Source organism: Bradyrhizobium sp. Ses1 (assembly GCF_059512365.1).
The window spans coordinates 13,239-28,430 of record NZ_JCAMOQ010000030.1 but is presented as its reverse complement, the minus strand read 5'-3'; the positions used below and the strand labels follow the sequence as shown (position 1 = coordinate 28,430).

14 protein-coding genes are annotated in these 15,192 nt (G+C 62.4%); 7 read left to right on the top strand and 7 right to left on the bottom strand.

Going from position 1 to position 15,192, the window contains the following annotated elements:
- Positions 1-8: 8 nt before the first annotated feature.
- The 5 genes from AC5ZG5_RS28440 to AC5ZG5_RS28420 all read right to left on the bottom strand — a co-directional run bounded on the left by AC5ZG5_RS28440 (position 9) and on the right by AC5ZG5_RS28420 (position 7,365).
- On the bottom strand, positions 9-1,064 hold the full coding sequence (locus AC5ZG5_RS28440) for a 2-oxoacid:ferredoxin oxidoreductase subunit beta (RefSeq protein WP_456642049.1): 1,056 nt from the start codon (positions 1,062-1,064) through the stop codon (positions 9-11).
- Positions 1,065-1,194: 130 nt separating this feature from the next.
- The gene (locus AC5ZG5_RS28435) at positions 1,195-3,042 is read right to left on the bottom strand and encodes a 2-oxoacid:acceptor oxidoreductase subunit alpha (RefSeq protein WP_456642048.1); all 1,848 of its coding nucleotides are present in this window, start codon (positions 3,040-3,042) and stop codon (positions 1,195-1,197) included.
- On the bottom strand, positions 3,012-4,811 hold the full coding sequence (locus AC5ZG5_RS28430) for an FAD-dependent oxidoreductase (protein WP_456642047.1): 1,800 nt from the start codon (positions 4,809-4,811) through the stop codon (positions 3,012-3,014). Before AC5ZG5_RS28430 ends, AC5ZG5_RS28435 begins: the two co-directional genes overlap by 31 nt.
- A gap of 264 nt (positions 4,812-5,075) precedes the next feature.
- Positions 5,076-5,747: a hypothetical protein gene (locus tag AC5ZG5_RS28425; protein ID WP_456642046.1), complete on the bottom strand. Its 672-nt coding sequence runs from the start codon at positions 5,745-5,747 to the stop codon at positions 5,076-5,078.
- Between the two features lie 46 nt (positions 5,748-5,793).
- Complete coding sequence (locus tag AC5ZG5_RS28420; RefSeq protein WP_456642045.1) at positions 5,794-7,365, bottom strand: winged helix-turn-helix domain-containing tetratricopeptide repeat protein; 1,572 nt, start codon at positions 7,363-7,365, stop codon at positions 5,794-5,796.
- Between the two features lie 163 nt (positions 7,366-7,528).
- On the opposite strand from AC5ZG5_RS28420, the gene AC5ZG5_RS28415 reads away from it, so the two are divergent.
- Together AC5ZG5_RS28415 and AC5ZG5_RS28410 are read left to right on the top strand one after the other, a co-directional pair.
- Positions 7,529-8,509 (top strand): Bug family tripartite tricarboxylate transporter substrate binding protein, encoded by a 981-nt coding sequence (locus AC5ZG5_RS28415; protein ID WP_456642044.1) that lies wholly within the window; start codon positions 7,529-7,531, stop codon positions 8,507-8,509.
- A 49-nt stretch (positions 8,510-8,558) separates the two neighbouring features.
- A complete protein-coding gene (locus AC5ZG5_RS28410) occupies positions 8,559-9,575 on the top strand; it encodes a methyltransferase (protein WP_456642043.1) in 1,017 nt (338 codons plus the stop codon).
- 48 nt (positions 9,576-9,623) lie between these two features.
- Here AC5ZG5_RS28410 and AC5ZG5_RS28405 read toward each other — a convergent pair whose 3' ends face one another.
- Positions 9,624-10,367 carry an SDR family oxidoreductase gene (locus tag AC5ZG5_RS28405; RefSeq protein WP_456642042.1) on the bottom strand — a complete coding sequence of 248 codons (744 nt, stop codon included), beginning with the start codon at positions 10,365-10,367 and terminating at the stop codon, positions 9,624-9,626.
- Between the two features lie 205 nt (positions 10,368-10,572).
- Here AC5ZG5_RS28405 and AC5ZG5_RS28400 point away from each other — a divergent pair, with 205 nt between their 5' ends.
- Together AC5ZG5_RS28400 and AC5ZG5_RS28395 are read left to right on the top strand one after the other, a co-directional pair.
- Entirely contained in the window at positions 10,573-11,082 is a 510-nt protein-coding gene (locus AC5ZG5_RS28400) for a DUF4269 domain-containing protein (protein ID WP_456642041.1), read from the top strand.
- 120 nt (positions 11,083-11,202) lie between these two features.
- Entirely contained in the window at positions 11,203-11,997 is a 795-nt protein-coding gene (locus tag AC5ZG5_RS28395; protein WP_456642040.1) for an alpha/beta fold hydrolase, read from the top strand.
- A 120-nt stretch (positions 11,998-12,117) separates the two neighbouring features.
- On the opposite strand, the gene AC5ZG5_RS28390 is transcribed toward AC5ZG5_RS28395, so the two are convergent.
- Positions 12,118-13,017, bottom strand: a complete 900-nt coding sequence (locus tag AC5ZG5_RS28390) for a LysR family transcriptional regulator (RefSeq protein ID WP_456642039.1) — start codon at positions 13,015-13,017, stop codon at positions 12,118-12,120.
- Between the two features lie 116 nt (positions 13,018-13,133).
- Here AC5ZG5_RS28390 and AC5ZG5_RS28385 point away from each other — a divergent pair, with 116 nt between their 5' ends.
- The 3 genes from AC5ZG5_RS28385 (at position 13,134) to AC5ZG5_RS28375 (ending at position 15,157) form a co-directional block, all read left to right on the top strand.
- Positions 13,134-13,913 carry a carboxymuconolactone decarboxylase family protein gene (locus AC5ZG5_RS28385; RefSeq protein ID WP_456642038.1) on the top strand — a complete coding sequence of 260 codons (780 nt, stop codon included), beginning with the start codon at positions 13,134-13,136 and terminating at the stop codon, positions 13,911-13,913.
- A gap of 124 nt (positions 13,914-14,037) precedes the next feature.
- Positions 14,038-14,433, top strand: coding sequence for a (R)-mandelonitrile lyase (locus tag AC5ZG5_RS28380; protein ID WP_456642191.1), 396 nt, complete (start codon positions 14,038-14,040; stop codon positions 14,431-14,433).
- A gap of 28 nt (positions 14,434-14,461) precedes the next feature.
- Positions 14,462-15,157, top strand: a complete 696-nt coding sequence (locus AC5ZG5_RS28375) for a RibD family protein (RefSeq protein ID WP_456642037.1) — start codon at positions 14,462-14,464, stop codon at positions 15,155-15,157.
- Positions 15,158-15,192 lie beyond the last annotated feature (35 nt).

Sequence of the window (15,192 nt, the reverse complement as noted above, 5' to 3'; positions counted from 1 at the left end):
GGGCGCAGCTAACGCAGGTTGGCGTTGATCTTGTCCAGCGCGGCGGAGCCGGGGCAGAGCGCCTTCGTATCCAGCGTATTGAGCGGGGTGTCCACCGTGTTGAGATGGGCGTGCAGATCCTCGGCTTCCGGATCGACGTACAACAGCCCGGTGACGATCTGGCCCTTGGCGGCGTGCTTCTGCAGGAAGGTCATCGCGCCCACCCGGTCATGCGGATCGTAATCGGCATCGAGCTTGCGCAGCGCGATCCGCGAGCCGTCGTGCTGCTCGACCACCTGCACGGTGCCGGGCGCATAGTCGACATGGATCGGCTCGCGGCCGACCAGCACGTCGAGCCGGTTCACGGCGTCGTTGTGCTCGCGGACATAATCGAAACTCTTGGTCGAGCCGGCGTGATTGTTGAAGGCGATGCAGGGGCTGATGACGTCGATGAAGGACGCGCCCTTGTGCTGGATCGCGGCCGCGATCAACGGCACGAGCTGGGTCTTGTCGCCGGAGAAGCTGCGCGCCACGAAGGTGGCCCCGAGCTGCAGCGCGATCGCGACCAGGTCGATTGCGTTGTCGGTATTGACCACGCCCTTCTTGGACTTCGAGCCCCGGTCGGCGGTTGCCGAGAACTGGCCCTTAGTCAGGCCGTAGACGCCGTTGTTCTCGACGATATAGGTCATGTTGACGCCGCGGCGGATCGAATGCGCGAACTGGCCGAAGCCGATCGAGGCGCTATCGCCGTCGCCGGAAACGCCGAGATAGATCAGGTCGCGGTTGGCGAGGTTGGCGCCTGTCAGCACCGACGGCATGCGGCCGTGCACCGAGTTGAAGCCGTGCGAATTGCCGAGGAAATAGTCCGGCGTCTTCGACGAGCAGCCGATGCCGGAAATCTTCGCCACCCGGTGCGGCTCGATCGAGAGCTCGTAGCAGGCCTCGATGATCGAGGCTGTGATCGAGTCATGGCCGCAGCCGGCGCACAGCGTCGAGATCTTGCCCTCGTAGTCGCGGTGGGTATAGCCGAGCTCGTTCTTCTTCAGGCCGGGATGATGGAATTTCGGCTTTGCAATGTAGGTCATAATAACACCTGCGATCCCCGCCGCGACATGGCCGGGCTTGACCCGGCCATCCACGTACTGGTCAGGAGAAAGAAAGGCGTGGATGCCGGGGTCAAGCCCGGGCATGACGCCGGAGAGATGAAAGGAGAGTTCATGACACGGCCTTGCGCAGAGGGGTCACTTTGAGATGGTCCTGGTGGTCGCCGATCGCGTTCGCAATGAAGCGCGCGGTGATCGGCGTGCCGTCATAATGCAGGATCGGCACCAGCCGCACGGGATCGATGCCGTTCTCGTTGACGATCAATTGCCGGAGCTGCGCGTCGCGGTTCTGCTCGACGATGTAAACGAAATCGTGGTCGGCGATGAAGCTGGCGACGCTGGAGTGGAACGGGAAGGCGCGGATGCGGAGCCGATCCAGATGATGGCCGCGCGCGTCCAGAATCTCGATCGCCTCGTCCATCGCCGGCGCGGTCGAGCCGAAATAGATCACGCCATATTTGGTCGGCTTGGCCGCATTGGCCTGCAGCGGCCGCGGCACCAGATCCTGCGCGGTCTCGAACTTGCGCACCAGGCGCTGCATGTTGTCGGCGTAGACAGGGCCTTCCTCCGAATAGCGCGCATAGCGGTCGCGCGAGGTGCCGCGGGTGAAGTACGAGCCCTTGGTCGGGTGCGTGCCGGGATAGGTGCGGAAGGGAATGCCGTCGCCGTCGACATCGAGATAGCGGCCGAAATCGCGGCCTTCTTCCAGCATCTCCCTGGTCATCACCTTGCCGCGGTCATATTGCCGCGCGTCGTCCCAGCGCAGCGGCCGGCACAGCCGGTGGTTCATGCCGATATCGAGATCGAGCATCACGAAGATCACGGTCTGCAGCCGCTCGGCAAGATCGAAGGCGGTCGCGGCAAACTCGAACGCCTCCGCCGGATCTTCCGGGAACAGCAGCACATGCTTGGTGTCGCCATGCGAAGCATAGGCGCAGGCGATGATGTCGCATTGCTGGGTGCGCGTCGGCATGCCGGTCGAAGGACCGGCGCGCTGTACGTTCATGATCACGGCCGGAATCTCGGCGAAGTAGGAGAGGCCAATGAACTCCGTCATCAAGGAGATGCCGGGGCCGGAGGTCGTGGTGAAGGCGCGCGCGCCGTTCCATGAGGCGCCGATCACGATGCCGATCGAAGCAAGCTCGTCCTCGGCCTGCACGATCGCATATTTCGCCTGACCGGTCTCCGGATCGTGCCGCAGCTTCTTGCAGTGGTTCGTGAAGGCCTCGGCGAGCGAAGATGACGGCGTGATCGGATACCACGCGCAGACCGTGGCGCCGCCATAGACTGCGCCGAGCGCGGCGGCGCTGTTGCCTTCCAGAAAGATGCGGTCGCCGACCTTGTCGGCTTTCTTGACCCTGAGCCCGATCGGGCATTTCAGGTTTTGCAGCGCCCAGTCGCGGCCGAGATGCAGCGCATGGACGTTGGAGGAGAGCAGCTTCTCCTTGCCCTTGTACTGCTCGCCGATCAGTTGCTCGATCAGCTTCGGATCCATCTCGAGCAGCGCGGACAGCGCGCCGAGATAGATGATGTTCTTGAACAGTTGGCGCTGGCGCGGATCGGTATAGGTCGAGTTGGTGATCGCGGTCAGCGGCACCCCGATCACGGTGATGTCGGCGCGGAATTTCGACGACGGCATCGGCTTGGTGGAATCGTAGAACAGATACCCGCCAGGCTCGATCGAGGCGACATCCTTGTCCCAGGTCTGCGGGTTCATCGCCACCATCATGTCGACGCCGCCGCGGGCGCCGAGATGGCCGGCTTCTGTCACCCGCACTTCATACCACGTCGGCAGGCCCTGGATGTTGGAGGGGAAGATGTTGCGCGGTGACACCGGCACGCCGTGGCGCAGGATCGCACGCGCGAACAATTCGTTGGCGCTCGCCGAACCCGAGCCGTTGACGTTGGCGAAGCGGACGACGAAGTCGTTTACGCTGCTGATCGGGCTTTGGACTGACATGTTGATCCCGCGTGAACCATATCGATGAGGTATTTCTGCATGTCCCAGGCGCCGGTCGGGCAGCGCTCGGCGCACAGCCCGCAATGCAGGCAGACGTCTTCGTCCTTCGCCATGATGCGGCCGGTCTTCAGCCCGTCGGCGACATAGAGCGCCTGGTCGTGATGCGGCGAGGGCGCCTTCAGCCGCTGTCGCAGATCGTCCTCCTCGCCGTTCTCTGTGAAGGTGATGCAATCCATCGGGCAGATGTCGACGCAGGCGTCGCATTCGATGCAGAGCGGCGCGGTGAACACGGTCTGCACGTCGCAGTTCAGGCAGCGCTCGGCTTCGCCGAGTGCGAGCTTGAGGTCGTAGCCGAGCTCGACCTCGGCGCGGATGTCCTTCAGCGCGATCACCTTGTCGCGATGCGGCACCTTGAACCGCTTGTCGGTGGAGATGTCGTTGTCGTAGCTCCATTCATGGATGCCCATCTTCTGCGAGGAAACGTGCACCTCGGGCAGCGGGCGCTCGTTGATGTCCTCGCCGGACAGCATCTTGTGGATCGACAGCGCGGCATCATGGCCATGCGCCACCGCCCAGATGATGTTCTTCGGGCCGAACGCGGCATCGCCGCCGAAGAACACTTTTGGATTGGTCGACGCGAAGGTCGTCGGATCGACCTTCGGCATGTGCCATTTGTCGAATTCGATGCCGCAATCGGCCTCGATCCAGGGGAAGGCGTTTTCCTGGCCGACCGCGACCAGCACGTCGTCGCAGGCCACAGTCTCGTCGGGCTCGCCTGACGGCACCAGATTGCGCCGGCCCTTGGCGTCGTATTCGGCCTTCACCTTCTGGAAGGTGACGCCGGTGAGCTTGCCGTTGTCGTGGATGAAGGCGATCGGCACCATGTAGTTGAGGATCGGGATGTCCTCATGGATCGCGTCTTCCTTCTCCCAGGGAGAGGCCTTCATCTCGTCGAAGCCGGAGCGGACGATCACTTTCACGTCCGCCCCGCCGAGGCGGCGCGCGGTGCGGCAGCAATCCATCGCCGTGTTGCCACCGCCGAGCACGATCACGCGGCGGCCGATTTTCTCGACATGGCCGAACGACACTGACGACAGCCACTCGATGCCGATGTGGATGTTGGCGGCTGCCTCCTTGCGGCCGGGAATGTCGAGCTCGCGGCCGCGCGGCGCACCGGAGCCGACGAAGATCGCGTCATAGTTCTCGGACAGCAGTTGCTTCAGGCTGTCGATGCGGTGGGCGCCCTTGAACTCGATGCCGAGGCCCAGGATGTAGTCGGTTTCCTCGTCGATCACCGAATCCGGCAGGCGGAATTTCGGGATCTGCGTCCGCATCATGCCGCCGGCCTTGGGATCCTGGTCGAATATGGTGCAGTGATAGCCGAGCGGGGCAAGGTCGCGCGCCACCGTGAGCGACGCGGGGCCGCCGCCGATCAGCGCAATGCGCTTGCCGTTCTTCGGTCCGGGCCGTGGCAAACGGTGCTTGATATCGTCCTTGAAGTCGGCCGCGACGCGCTTCAAGCGGCAGATCGCGACCGGATTTTCCTCGACGCGGCCGCGACGGCACGCCGGCTCGCATGGACGGTCGCACGTGCGGCCCAGAATGCCGGGAAACACGTTCGATTGCCAATTGATCATGTAGGCGTCGCTGTAACGCCCCTCGGCAATCAGACGGATATATTCGGGAACCGGAGTGTGTGCGGGGCAGGCCCATTGGCAGTCGACTACTTTGTGAAAATAGTCCGGCGCCGAGATATCAGTCGGTTTCATTCCTACCTTATCCGCGCAGGACCCAAGTCGGAGCCCAAAGTCAGATGCGCGGCCTTATCTTTGCCTGCGAACGCCCAACGGACGGGCGTTCTTCTGGTTTTCCAATTGCATCATAGACGGCTCTTATTAGAGCCATTCCAGATCAGCCACACAAGCCAATTCTGCGCGACATCAGGCATTCGCGCGGTGCAGCACGCGCCTGCCGCTCAGCTCCATGAAGGCTTTATGCGGCGGTGCAACAATTCGTGACACCGCCGCCGCGGATTACGCGCGGGGCAGGTCGCTCTTGGCGAGGTCCCACATCAGCCGGTAAGTGCCGCTGGAGATCACCAGCGGCTTGCAGGCGGCGTTGTCAGTCACCAGCGCCAAGGCGGTCGGGACGGCCCTTACATCGGTCGCGTCAATCAGCACGAACCAGTCTCCGGCGCCCGGGGCGGCATTCGATGTATCTGATGTCAGCGGTTTCGAAAGGGCAGGGTCGTTTTCGATCAAATGGATGGAGATGATCCCATCGAGCTTGGCGGGATCGAGCCGGTCGCGCAGCGCTTCGCGCAGTCTGTCTTTGCCTTCGCCGGGCGGACGAAGCCGGACGATGCCGAGCGCAGCGCCGCGGCCGGTGCCCCGGCTGATGGTGATGCGCGCGACGCCGCGGATCATGTTCTTGAAGCGCGCGATGTTGGCCTTGGACCATTCGGTCTGGTTGGCGAGTGCCGTGCGGTAGGCCGGACTATCCAACACCTCGAAGGTCTCAGTCGAGTAGAGGCTGAGATATTTCGGTTTTCCCTCATGTGCGACGTAGCGACGCGCCTCCAGGAAGCCATCAATGGCGACGCGCTCCTCGAGATGCTCGCGGTCATACCATCGATTGAAATCGGCCTCATCAGCGGGATCGATATCCATCGACGTCAGCAGCATGCCTTTTCCGGCCAAGGGCATTAGTGTTCTCCAGAAGTTTCCAACTGCGGAATTACTGTCCGCCTATTCAGCCGTTCGGTAGCCCTGCTTTGCGCATACCTTCGGCGATCCGTGCGCGCTGCGCGAGGCAGGTCGGGTTGTCCATTGGCGCGATGCCGAGGAAGTGGGAGAGCGTGAAATCGGGATCGAGGGCCAGCCCCGCCTGTACCGAAGCCTGTGCTTCCTCGATCCGCTCGAGATGTGCCAAGGCCGCGGCAAGGTAGAAGTGAACGAACGCGGCGACATTCCGGTTGGTCTCGATGGATCGCCTAAACCAGTAGGCAGCCGCTTCATCGGCTGCAAGATAGGACTGCGCGACACCCGCTGTATTCATCCAACTGAACGCTCGGTTGTCACGTGGCGAAAGCCGAAATGCTTCCATGACGTAGGCTTCAGTTTCTTCGGCTCGACCGAGATAACATTTGCCAAGCCCAATCCATGCGTAAGCTGTGGCCAGATTTCGATCCAGCGCCAGGGCCCGCTCACATTCGGCGATGCCCTGAGCGGCACGCTTGGTAAAAATCTGGACGACGCCAAGAAGGCAATGCGCCATCGCGTGGTTGGGCACGTACGCCAGGACCTTGGTCAAAGACGTCTCGGCCGCCAGAAGGCGTGCGGTCCGGTCGCCGGTCTGCATGGACGTTCCCCGCATGGCATCGACGAACGCCATGCCAACCATTGCCTCAGCGTTGCCGGCATCCAGGCATAAGGCCTGTTCGAAGAACCTGCGCGCATGCGACAGGTTGGCCGGGTCCGATCCCCGGTTCACACACGCCATGCCCTGGAAATACAGGTCCATCGAATCCGGAAGCGGCGCCCGCGCCGCCCGCCGCGCCTCAGCCGTGACCAATTCCGTTCCAAGCTGATTGGCAAGACGCGCGCCGATTTCATCCTGCATGTCGAAGAGATCGGCGATCGGCTTGTCGAACCGTTCGGCCCACAGGTGATTGCCGGTCTCGGCATCAATGAGCTGAACGTTGATACGCATGCGGCTTCCATTACGCTGCACGGAACCCTCGAGGACATAGCGAACGCCGAGTTCTCGACCGATCTGCTTCAGATCGACATGCTTGCCCTTGTAGGTGAAAGCGGTGTTGCGACCGATCACGAAGATCCCGACCATGCGCGACAGATCCGTGGTCAGGCTCTCGGTCACGCCGTCGACGAAATATTCCTGCTCGGGATCGGAGCTGAGATTGGTGAACGGCAGGACGACCAGCGAAGGTTTATCAGGAATGGCAAAGCCCGGTTTCGGCGAGCCGTCCGACACCGTTGCGCCCGCTGGCACAGCCGTTTCGTGCACCGTGCCGATGAAACGGACACCCTTGCGCGGAAACGTTCTGATGAGGCGCTGTTCGTCCCCGGAGTCGCCAATCGCCCTGCGCGCAGCATTCAGGCGCGTGGTCAGGGCCACATCCGAAACGATGCGGCCTTGCCAGATGGCTTTGATGAGATCGTCCTTGCTGACGACGTGGTCCCGGTTGCCGATCAGATAGCCAAGCAAGTCGAATACTTTCGGCGCGATAGCGATGACATCCGCGCCGCGACGCAGCTCGCGCCGGGCGGTATCAAATGAAAAATCTTCAAAAAAATAACGCAAGCGACTTCCCCGCACGGCGGCCAATCATGGAAGTTTATGCCCGAACGCAAGAGTAAGCCGACGATAAGGAAAAAGTAAGCCGGAGACCAAGCCTGTCCATCCTCGCCGTGGTACATCCAAAGGTAGAGTAAGCGCGGAATGAGATCAGGTTGGGAGACAGTTGATGATCACACGTCGTGACTTGTTGACCGTGTCGGCGGCCGGTGTCGCGTTCTCCGCCGCGGGTCTCGTGCAGCGTGCCATCGCACAACCATCAGCAAGAACCGTGCATATACTGACAGGCTTTACGCCGGGGTTGCAGGACGCCCTGGCAAGGCTCGTTGCCGGCCAGATGAAGGATTATGCGGAGACGATCGTGGTCGAGACCCGACCAGGCGCCGCCGGCCGTGTCGCGGTCGAGGCGGTGAAGACGGCTGACGCCGACGGAACCGTCCTGCTGTTCGCGCCGCTTGGATTCATGATGCTCTTTCCGCACGTCTACAAGACGCTCAGGTATGAGCCGCGGGATTTCACGGCGGTGTCGACCGTCGCCTCGACTCCGACCTTGCTGACGGTCGGTCCGAAGGTGCCGGGTGACGTAAGGACCCTTGCAGATTTCGTCGCCTGGTGCCGCGCCAACCCAAAGCAGGCCACCTACGGCACGGCGGGTGCCGGCACCACGCTGCATTTCCTTGGCGCGATGCTGGGCCGCACCGCGGGCTTCGATTTTCTTCATGTGCCCTATCAAGGCAATGGCGCGATCCAGGATTTGGTCAAAGGAGAGATCGCATCGGCCATTATGCCGGTCGGCAGCTCGCTCGGCCTCGTCCGATCCGGAGATCTTCGTGCGCTGGCGACCACCGGACCGCGCCACAGTCCGTTTCTTCCTGATGTGCCGACGGTGCGAGAACTCGGCTATCCCTCGCTTGAGGACCTCACATGGTACGGGTTTTTCGTTCCCGCGCAGACGCCGGCGGATATTGTCGAGCGCCTCAATGATTCCATCCAGGCTGCCCTCCGCATCGACGAGGTAAGGTCCGGCATGGTAAAGCTGGCAGTAGAGCCCGACGCGATCGCGATGGGCGACTTCGCCCGGCTGATCGCATCCGAATCCGAACGCTGGAAAGCGATCGTGCAAGCAACGGGATTCACTCCGACCAATTGAAGACTCCGATCGACTGCAGTCCCGGGCTCTCATCCTGTTGGAGGAGCACATGAACGGATCAGAATCGATATTCGATCTCGTGCAATCCCACCGCGTAACGGCGGCGATCTATGCCGCCGCCAAGCTCGACCTCGCGGAGGCGATCGGAGACGATGCAAAATCGATGGCCGAGCTTGCCCGGTTGGTGTCCGCCGACGAAAGCGCGCTGCGCAGGCTGCTCGTTGCGCTGACAACGATTGGGGTCTGCAACCGGGCAGGCGGGGACAGGTTTACGATCACCGACCTCGGCCGACAGCTTGATCGGAATGCCAATCCCTCTTTCAAGGACTGGGTTCTCTTCGAAGGCGAAGTCCTCGTGCGATCCTGGGCCGGCCTTGTCGATTCCGTTCGCTCCGGGAAGACCGCGACCGAGATGCGGGGAGAGGGACACGATCGCTATGCTGTGATGGGTAATTCGCCGGAAGTCGTCAGCCGGTTCAATGCCGCGATGGTCAGTCTGACGCGGAGCCTCGTTCCGAAAATCGTTCAGGCCTACGATTTCTCGACCGCGCGCGTCGTCATGGATCTCGGCGGAGGCTCAGGCGAGCTGATCGCCGGCGTGCTGCTGCATAATCCGTATCTCACGGGAATAGCGTGCGATCTTGCACGCTGCGAGAAGGAGGCGCGAGCGCATTTCAATCGGGTTGGCATCGCCGACCGCTGCCGGTTCGTTGCCGGCGATTTCTTCGAGGCGGTCCCGAGCGGCGCCGATACAATCCTGATGAAGAGCATCCTCCATAATTGGAGGGACGATCGGAGCCAGATCATACTGCGCAAGTGCCGGGATGCGCTTCCAGTGGGCGGCAAGCTGATCATCATCGAGCGGATCATGCCGGAGCTTCCCACAACGGCCGCTCAAGATCGCGAGCGCGCCATGAGCGACCTTAACATGCTGCGGGAGCCGGGCGGCCTGGAGCGCACCGAAGCCCAGTACCGCACCCTTGCCGAGGCGGCCGGCTTCACCTTTGCAGGGCTCTCCAGCGCCGGCTCGTTCAGCCTGATTCAGTTCGACAAGATCACGAACTGAGGTCGGTGCGGAAACTCCGAGTCTGGGTCAGCCGAGCCTCGACCGACGTTAAAGTCTCGCGAGCCAAGCCTCCAGGCGGGTTGGTCCAAGCCTGGCTGTACCGCTGGGCGTCAGCGAGGCATCGTCGATCGGCGCGCCATAATACTCCGCGGTTGGATCGCCGAAAACGAGCCGGCTGTCGCCTGATGCCTTCAGGCGGCGCGCAACGAATTCATTGAAGGGCGCCTTCTCCGGGCCTGCTATATCTATCGTGGCGTTCAGCGGCTGCCCAATCGCAACCTCTGCCAGGCAGTCAACGACATCGTCGGCCGCGATCGGCTGGAACAGGGCCGACGGAACGACAATCCTGTTCCCGATCGCTCCGGTTTCGGCGATGGCGCTCAGGAATTCGAAGAACTGGGTCGCGCGGACGATGGAGTAGGGAACGCCGGACGATTTGATCAGTGTCTCCTGCGCGATCTTGGCACGAAAATAGGCGATATCCGGCGAGCGGTCGGTCCCGACAATCGATAGCGCGACGTGATGCGTCACGCCGGCTGCGGTTTCCGCAGCAACGAGATTGCGGGTGGAACGCTCGAAAAAGTCGAGCACTGCGGCAGGTTCCCAGGATGGCGAATTGGAAACGTCCACCACGACTTGCGCGCCGGTGAGCGCGGCCGCGAGCCCTTCTCCCGTCACCGCGTTCACGCCCGACCGCGGAGAGGCCGGCACGGCCTCGTGTCCCTGTTGGCTGAGTTTTGCGACCAGCTTCGATCCGATCAGCCCGGTGCCGCCGATGACGATGATCTTCATGACACTCTCCCTCAGCGTTTGACGAAGGCGAGTAGTTCCGGATTGACGACTGGGACGGCTCGCCAACAGGTGCGCAAATATCTCACGAGCCGCTACGTCCAGCAACTCTTGGGAGCGATGATGGAGGATCGCATGAAATGTGGTACTGCGAATGCTGAAAGGCTGAGAGCCGGCGTGACGGCGGTTCGTGCCTCGGCGAGCAACGATGGAATACGAAGTCGCGATCAGTAGCTCAGGTGTGTTGGATATGCTCCGTGCGTTCGATCCCCATGTCGTCGGCACTCTTCCCTTGGCGATTTCCGTGCCGGGCAGCGATATCGACATCGTCTGTCACGCATTTGACCCGGCGGTCTTTGCCGAGGCGATCTGGAAACAATACCAATCCTGCGATGGCTTCCGTCTTTATCAGTGGACCTCCTCGGGACGACCGGTGGTCGCTCGCTTCGAATGGAGCGGGTGGCCCTTCGAGGTGTTCGGCGACACTCGGCCGGTGGATCAGCAGGACGGCTGGTTGCATTTCGAGATCGAAAGAAGATTGCTGGCGCTCGACGACGGACGCCTCCGCAAGGCCGTCCTTCAGCAAAGGTCGCTCGGGATCAAGACCGAGCCCGCCTTCGCAGCCGTTCTTGGGATAGACGGCGATCCCTATCGCGGCCTGCTCGAACTCGCGTCCGAGACCGACATTCAGTTGCGCGCTCGGCTGAACTCATTGTGAGGAATTGTCCGACGCACCGCTGGCGAGCCGCTCTGTTACCGCCGTAGCTCAAATTCCGTCGCCTTTGCCAGACCGATATCGCATGCTTCAACGACGGAGAATGGCAAGCAGGAGACAGAAGTGCCTTACGCGGACGTTAACGGTCAGCGGCTCTATTACGAGGATACGGGCGGGCCTGGCCCGGCGATTGTCTTCTCACACGGACTGTTGCTTGACGGCACCATGTTCTCACCGCAGGTGACGGCGTTCCGGGACAGGTACCGCTGCATCGTGTGGGACGAGCGCGGGCATGGGAAGACTGCCACGGAAACATTGCCTGCCTTTTCTTACTACGATTCCGCAAACGATCTCTCCGCACTCCTTGCGTTTCTAGGCATCGACAGCGCCATTCTCGTCGGCGTGTCTCAGGGCTCCTTCCTCGGTATGAGATGCGCCCTGATGCATCCTGAGCGCGTCCGTGCCTTGGTCTTGATCGCAACGCAGGCGGGCGTAGATGATCCGAAAACACTCGCGAGCTATCGCGCGCTGCGCGGTGCATGGATCGCGGGCAAGCTGCCGGACGAAATCGCCACCACGGTCGAGCACATCATTTTCGGTCCCAACTGGCCTGGCGCCTCCGCATGGAGGGAAAAGTGGCGTGCCATGACCGCGCCAAATCTCTTGAGCTGTCTCGACACGCTCGCTCGCCGAGACGACATCAGCGACAAGATCTCCTCGATCCGCGTCCCCGCACTGGTCATCCATGGCGATGCTGATGCCGCCATTCCACTTTCGAGGGCGCAAGCCATGAAGGCAGCAATCCCCAATGCGGAACTGATCCTGATTGCGGGCGGTCACTCAGTCAACATGACCAACCCAGGCCCCGTGAACGCAGCCATCAAGGACTTCCTTGAACGACATCCTCTCGTCTCGTGAACGCTGAAGGTGTGAAGGTGGACATGTCAGAAGGTGCTGCTGAGCGTGCACGTGATCCAGTCCAAGGCCGTGGCTGAAACGCTGCGGCTTTGGCGCGCCTCGACAAAACTCCAGCAGCGATCATTTGCGGCGGTACCGAAGCGCATCGACCAATAGCGAGAACGCCGGCGATGGCTGCCTGCGGCTCGGATAATAGAGGTGATAGCCGGAGAACGGCGGGCACCAGTCCGACAGGACGCGCACAAGCTGGCCGCTCGACAAATACGGCTGCACATGGCCCTCCGTCAGGTAGGCGAGCCCGAAGCCTTGCAAAGCGGCGCTGAGCAGTGCGCCGGCGCCATTGAAGACAAGCTGGCCCTCGACGCGCACATTCACTTCACGCCCGTTCTTCTCGAATTCCCAGGCATAGAGGCTCCCGCCATGCGTGGGCAGGCGAAGGTTGATGCAGTTGTGATGGGTCAGATCCTGCGGCGTCCGCGGCCGCTTCCGGTTGGAGAAGTAGGAGGGCGCGCCCACGACCGCCATGCGCAGGTCCGGACCCACACGCACGGCGATCATGTCCTTTGCCACCAACTCGCCGGGCCGGATCCCGGCGTCGTACTGGGCCGCGACGATGTTGGTGAGACCATAGTCGATCAGCACCTCGACCTTGATATCCGGGTAGTGCGGCAGGATGTTCGCCAGGGCAGGCATCAGGATCGCGTCCGCGGCATGTTCCGTGGCGGTGATCCGGATCGTGCCTGCAGGCTTCTCGCGCAGTTCGCCCAAGGCCGCCAGCTCGACATCCATCTCGTCGAACTTGGGCCCGATCTTCAGGAACAGCCGTTCGCCGGCCTGAGTTGGTGTGACGCTCCGGGTCGTGCGGTTCAGCAAGCGGACACCCAACCGCTCTTCCAGGCCGCGGACGATCTCGCTGAGGGTCGGTTGCGAGATTCCGAGCTTTGCCGCCGCCCGGGTGAAACTTCGCTCCCGCGCCACTGCCAGAAAGGCAAGTAGATCGCTCGCGTTCTCGCGGTCCATTTATAGGCCACTCCGATAAATCTGATCGGATTTTATCATCTAATCCTCGGATGCCCAAAGCGCTACGTTCGCCCGCGATCGCTGACCCAGCCATCTGCTACCGAGGAGAGTTCTCCATGAGAGTGCTCGCAGCCGCCGCCGTCTCACTCTGTCTGATGGCGCAGGCTTCGGCCCAGACGTCCGCAACCAATGGAGCAAGAACGATGCCCACGCCCCAAGATATTCGGGCGGTCGCGCCCGCCCTCGAAAATTACGCGCAAGGCGTTGTGCTTGGCGATCTCTGGAAGAGGCCCGGCCTCTCGGCGCGGGATCGCAGCATCGTGACCGTCGCAGCCCTGATCGCCCGCGCCCAGACGGTCGAGCTGCCATACTATCTCGATCTCGCCATCGACAATGGCGTGAAGCCGTTGGAGCTGTCGGAAATCATCACGCATCTGGCGTTCTACACCGGCTGGGCGAATGCAATGAACGCGATTCCGGCCGCGCGCGAGGTTTTCAGGAGCCGCAACATCGGAGCCGATCAGCTCCCGCCCGCGTCCGGACCGCAGCTCCCCCTCGACGAGGCCGCGGAGACGCTGCGGGCGACGCGCGTCGGGCAGCAGTTCGGCGAGATCAGCCCGAGCCTTGTTCAGTACACGACCGACGTGCTGTTCCGCGATCTCTGGCTGAGACCCGGCCTTGCCCCTCGGGACCGCAGCCTCGTTACCGTAAGCGCACTCGTCGCGACCGGACAGGTCGCTCAAATCACGTATCACCTGAACCGGGCGATGGATAACGGATTGACGCGAGAAGAGGCCGGAGAGGTGCTCGGCCATCTGGCCTTCTATGCCGGCTGGCCCAACGCGTTTTCCGCGGCGCCGGTGGTCAAGGAGGTGATCGAGAAGCGGCCCCGCTAGCATGATCCGGACGTACTCGCGTCGACGATTGATCGCTGGCAGCGCGGCCGGGCTCGCCCTGACCGTGATCGGCAGGGCCGCAGCGCAAAAGTCGACCACCGAGCGAAGGAGTGGAGACATGGATATCGAGATCAAGCGAAATGGCTCGCGGCCCGCCGCCAAGGGCTCGCCGGACTGGTTCACCGGTTCGGTCCGCGTCGAGCCGTTGTTTCAGGCGCCTGATCCGGCGCGGATCGGCGCCGGGCAGGTCACCTTTGAGCCCGGCGCCCGAACCGCCTGGCACACCCATCCGCTCGGCCAGACATTGATCATCACATCGGGATTGGGGTGGGTGCGGCGCGACGGCGGACCGATCGAGGAGGTGCGGCCGGGCGACGTGGTGTGGTTCCCGCCAGGCCTGAGGCACTGGCATGGAGCGACGCCGACCACGGCAATGACCCACATCGCCATCCAGGAATCGCTCGATGGCAAGAACGTCGACTGGATGGAGAAGGTCAGCGACGAGCAGTACCGCAAGTGACCAAGCGGCGACTGGATGGAGAGAGCGAATGAAGCCCTACGTCATCTGCCACATGGCAGCGAGCATCGATGGCCGCACGCTTCTCAGCCGTTGGAGTCCTGAGGCCAGCGTGTCGCCAGGGCTGTTCGACCGATTGCACGAAGAGCTCGGAGGCGACGCCTGGCTGGTCGGACGCACAACCGGTCAGGAATATGCCAAGGGCAGCAAGTATCCCTCGTCCACAAAGGATGTCTTCCCGCGCGAGCCCTGGCTCGCGCATCGCGACGCAAAGGCCTACGGCATCGTGCTGGACGCGCATGGGAAGATCGTGTGGGGCCGCTCGGACATCGGCAATGATCCCATCGTCGTCGTGCTGACGGAGGAGGTCTCGGATGCACATTTGGCGGGACTTCGCAGCGAGGGGATCTCCTACGTCTTCGGCGGAAAGCAACAACTCGATCTGCCGCTGACGTTGGACGTCCTGAACCGCGAACTCGGCGTGAAACGTCTGTTGCTGGAAGGCGGCGGCATCACCAACGGTGCCTTCCTGCGAGGAGGGCTCGTCGACGAGGTGAGCCTGATCCTGTTTCCGACGGTAGACGGCGCGAAGGGCGCGCCGGCCGTGTTCGACTCGCTAGAGAAGGAGCAGGGACGATCGGCGCCCGTCCGATCGATGACTCTCGAGAGCCATCAGGTGCTCGAGGGCGGCGTTATCGGGCTGCGTTACAAGCTGCAGAATGAATGATCCAAGGACCCGCATCTCAATCGGCCTGAACGGGT

Coding starts and splice junctions, on each gene's coding strand:
- AC5ZG5_RS28440 (WP_456642049.1), bottom strand. CDS start 1,064: ATGACCTACATTGCAAAGCCGAAATTCCATCATCCCGGCCTGAAGAAG.
- AC5ZG5_RS28435 (WP_456642048.1), bottom strand. CDS start 3,042: ATGTCAGTCCAAAGCCCGATCAGCAGCGTAAACGACTTCGTCGTCCGC.
- AC5ZG5_RS28430 (WP_456642047.1), bottom strand. CDS start 4,811: ATGAAACCGACTGATATCTCGGCGCCGGACTATTTTCACAAAGTAGTC.
- AC5ZG5_RS28425 (WP_456642046.1), bottom strand. CDS start 5,747: ATGCCCTTGGCCGGAAAAGGCATGCTGCTGACGTCGATGGATATCGAT.
- AC5ZG5_RS28415 (WP_456642044.1), top strand. CDS start 7,529: ATGATCACACGTCGTGACTTGTTGACCGTGTCGGCGGCCGGTGTCGCG.
- AC5ZG5_RS28410 (WP_456642043.1), top strand. CDS start 8,559: ATGAACGGATCAGAATCGATATTCGATCTCGTGCAATCCCACCGCGTA.
- AC5ZG5_RS28405 (WP_456642042.1), bottom strand. CDS start 10,367: ATGAAGATCATCGTCATCGGCGGCACCGGGCTGATCGGATCGAAGCTG.
- AC5ZG5_RS28400 (WP_456642041.1), top strand. CDS start 10,573: ATGGAATACGAAGTCGCGATCAGTAGCTCAGGTGTGTTGGATATGCTC.
- AC5ZG5_RS28390 (WP_456642039.1), bottom strand. CDS start 13,017: ATGGACCGCGAGAACGCGAGCGATCTACTTGCCTTTCTGGCAGTGGCG.
- AC5ZG5_RS28385 (WP_456642038.1), top strand. CDS start 13,134: ATGAGAGTGCTCGCAGCCGCCGCCGTCTCACTCTGTCTGATGGCGCAG.
- AC5ZG5_RS28375 (WP_456642037.1), top strand. CDS start 14,462: ATGAAGCCCTACGTCATCTGCCACATGGCAGCGAGCATCGATGGCCGC.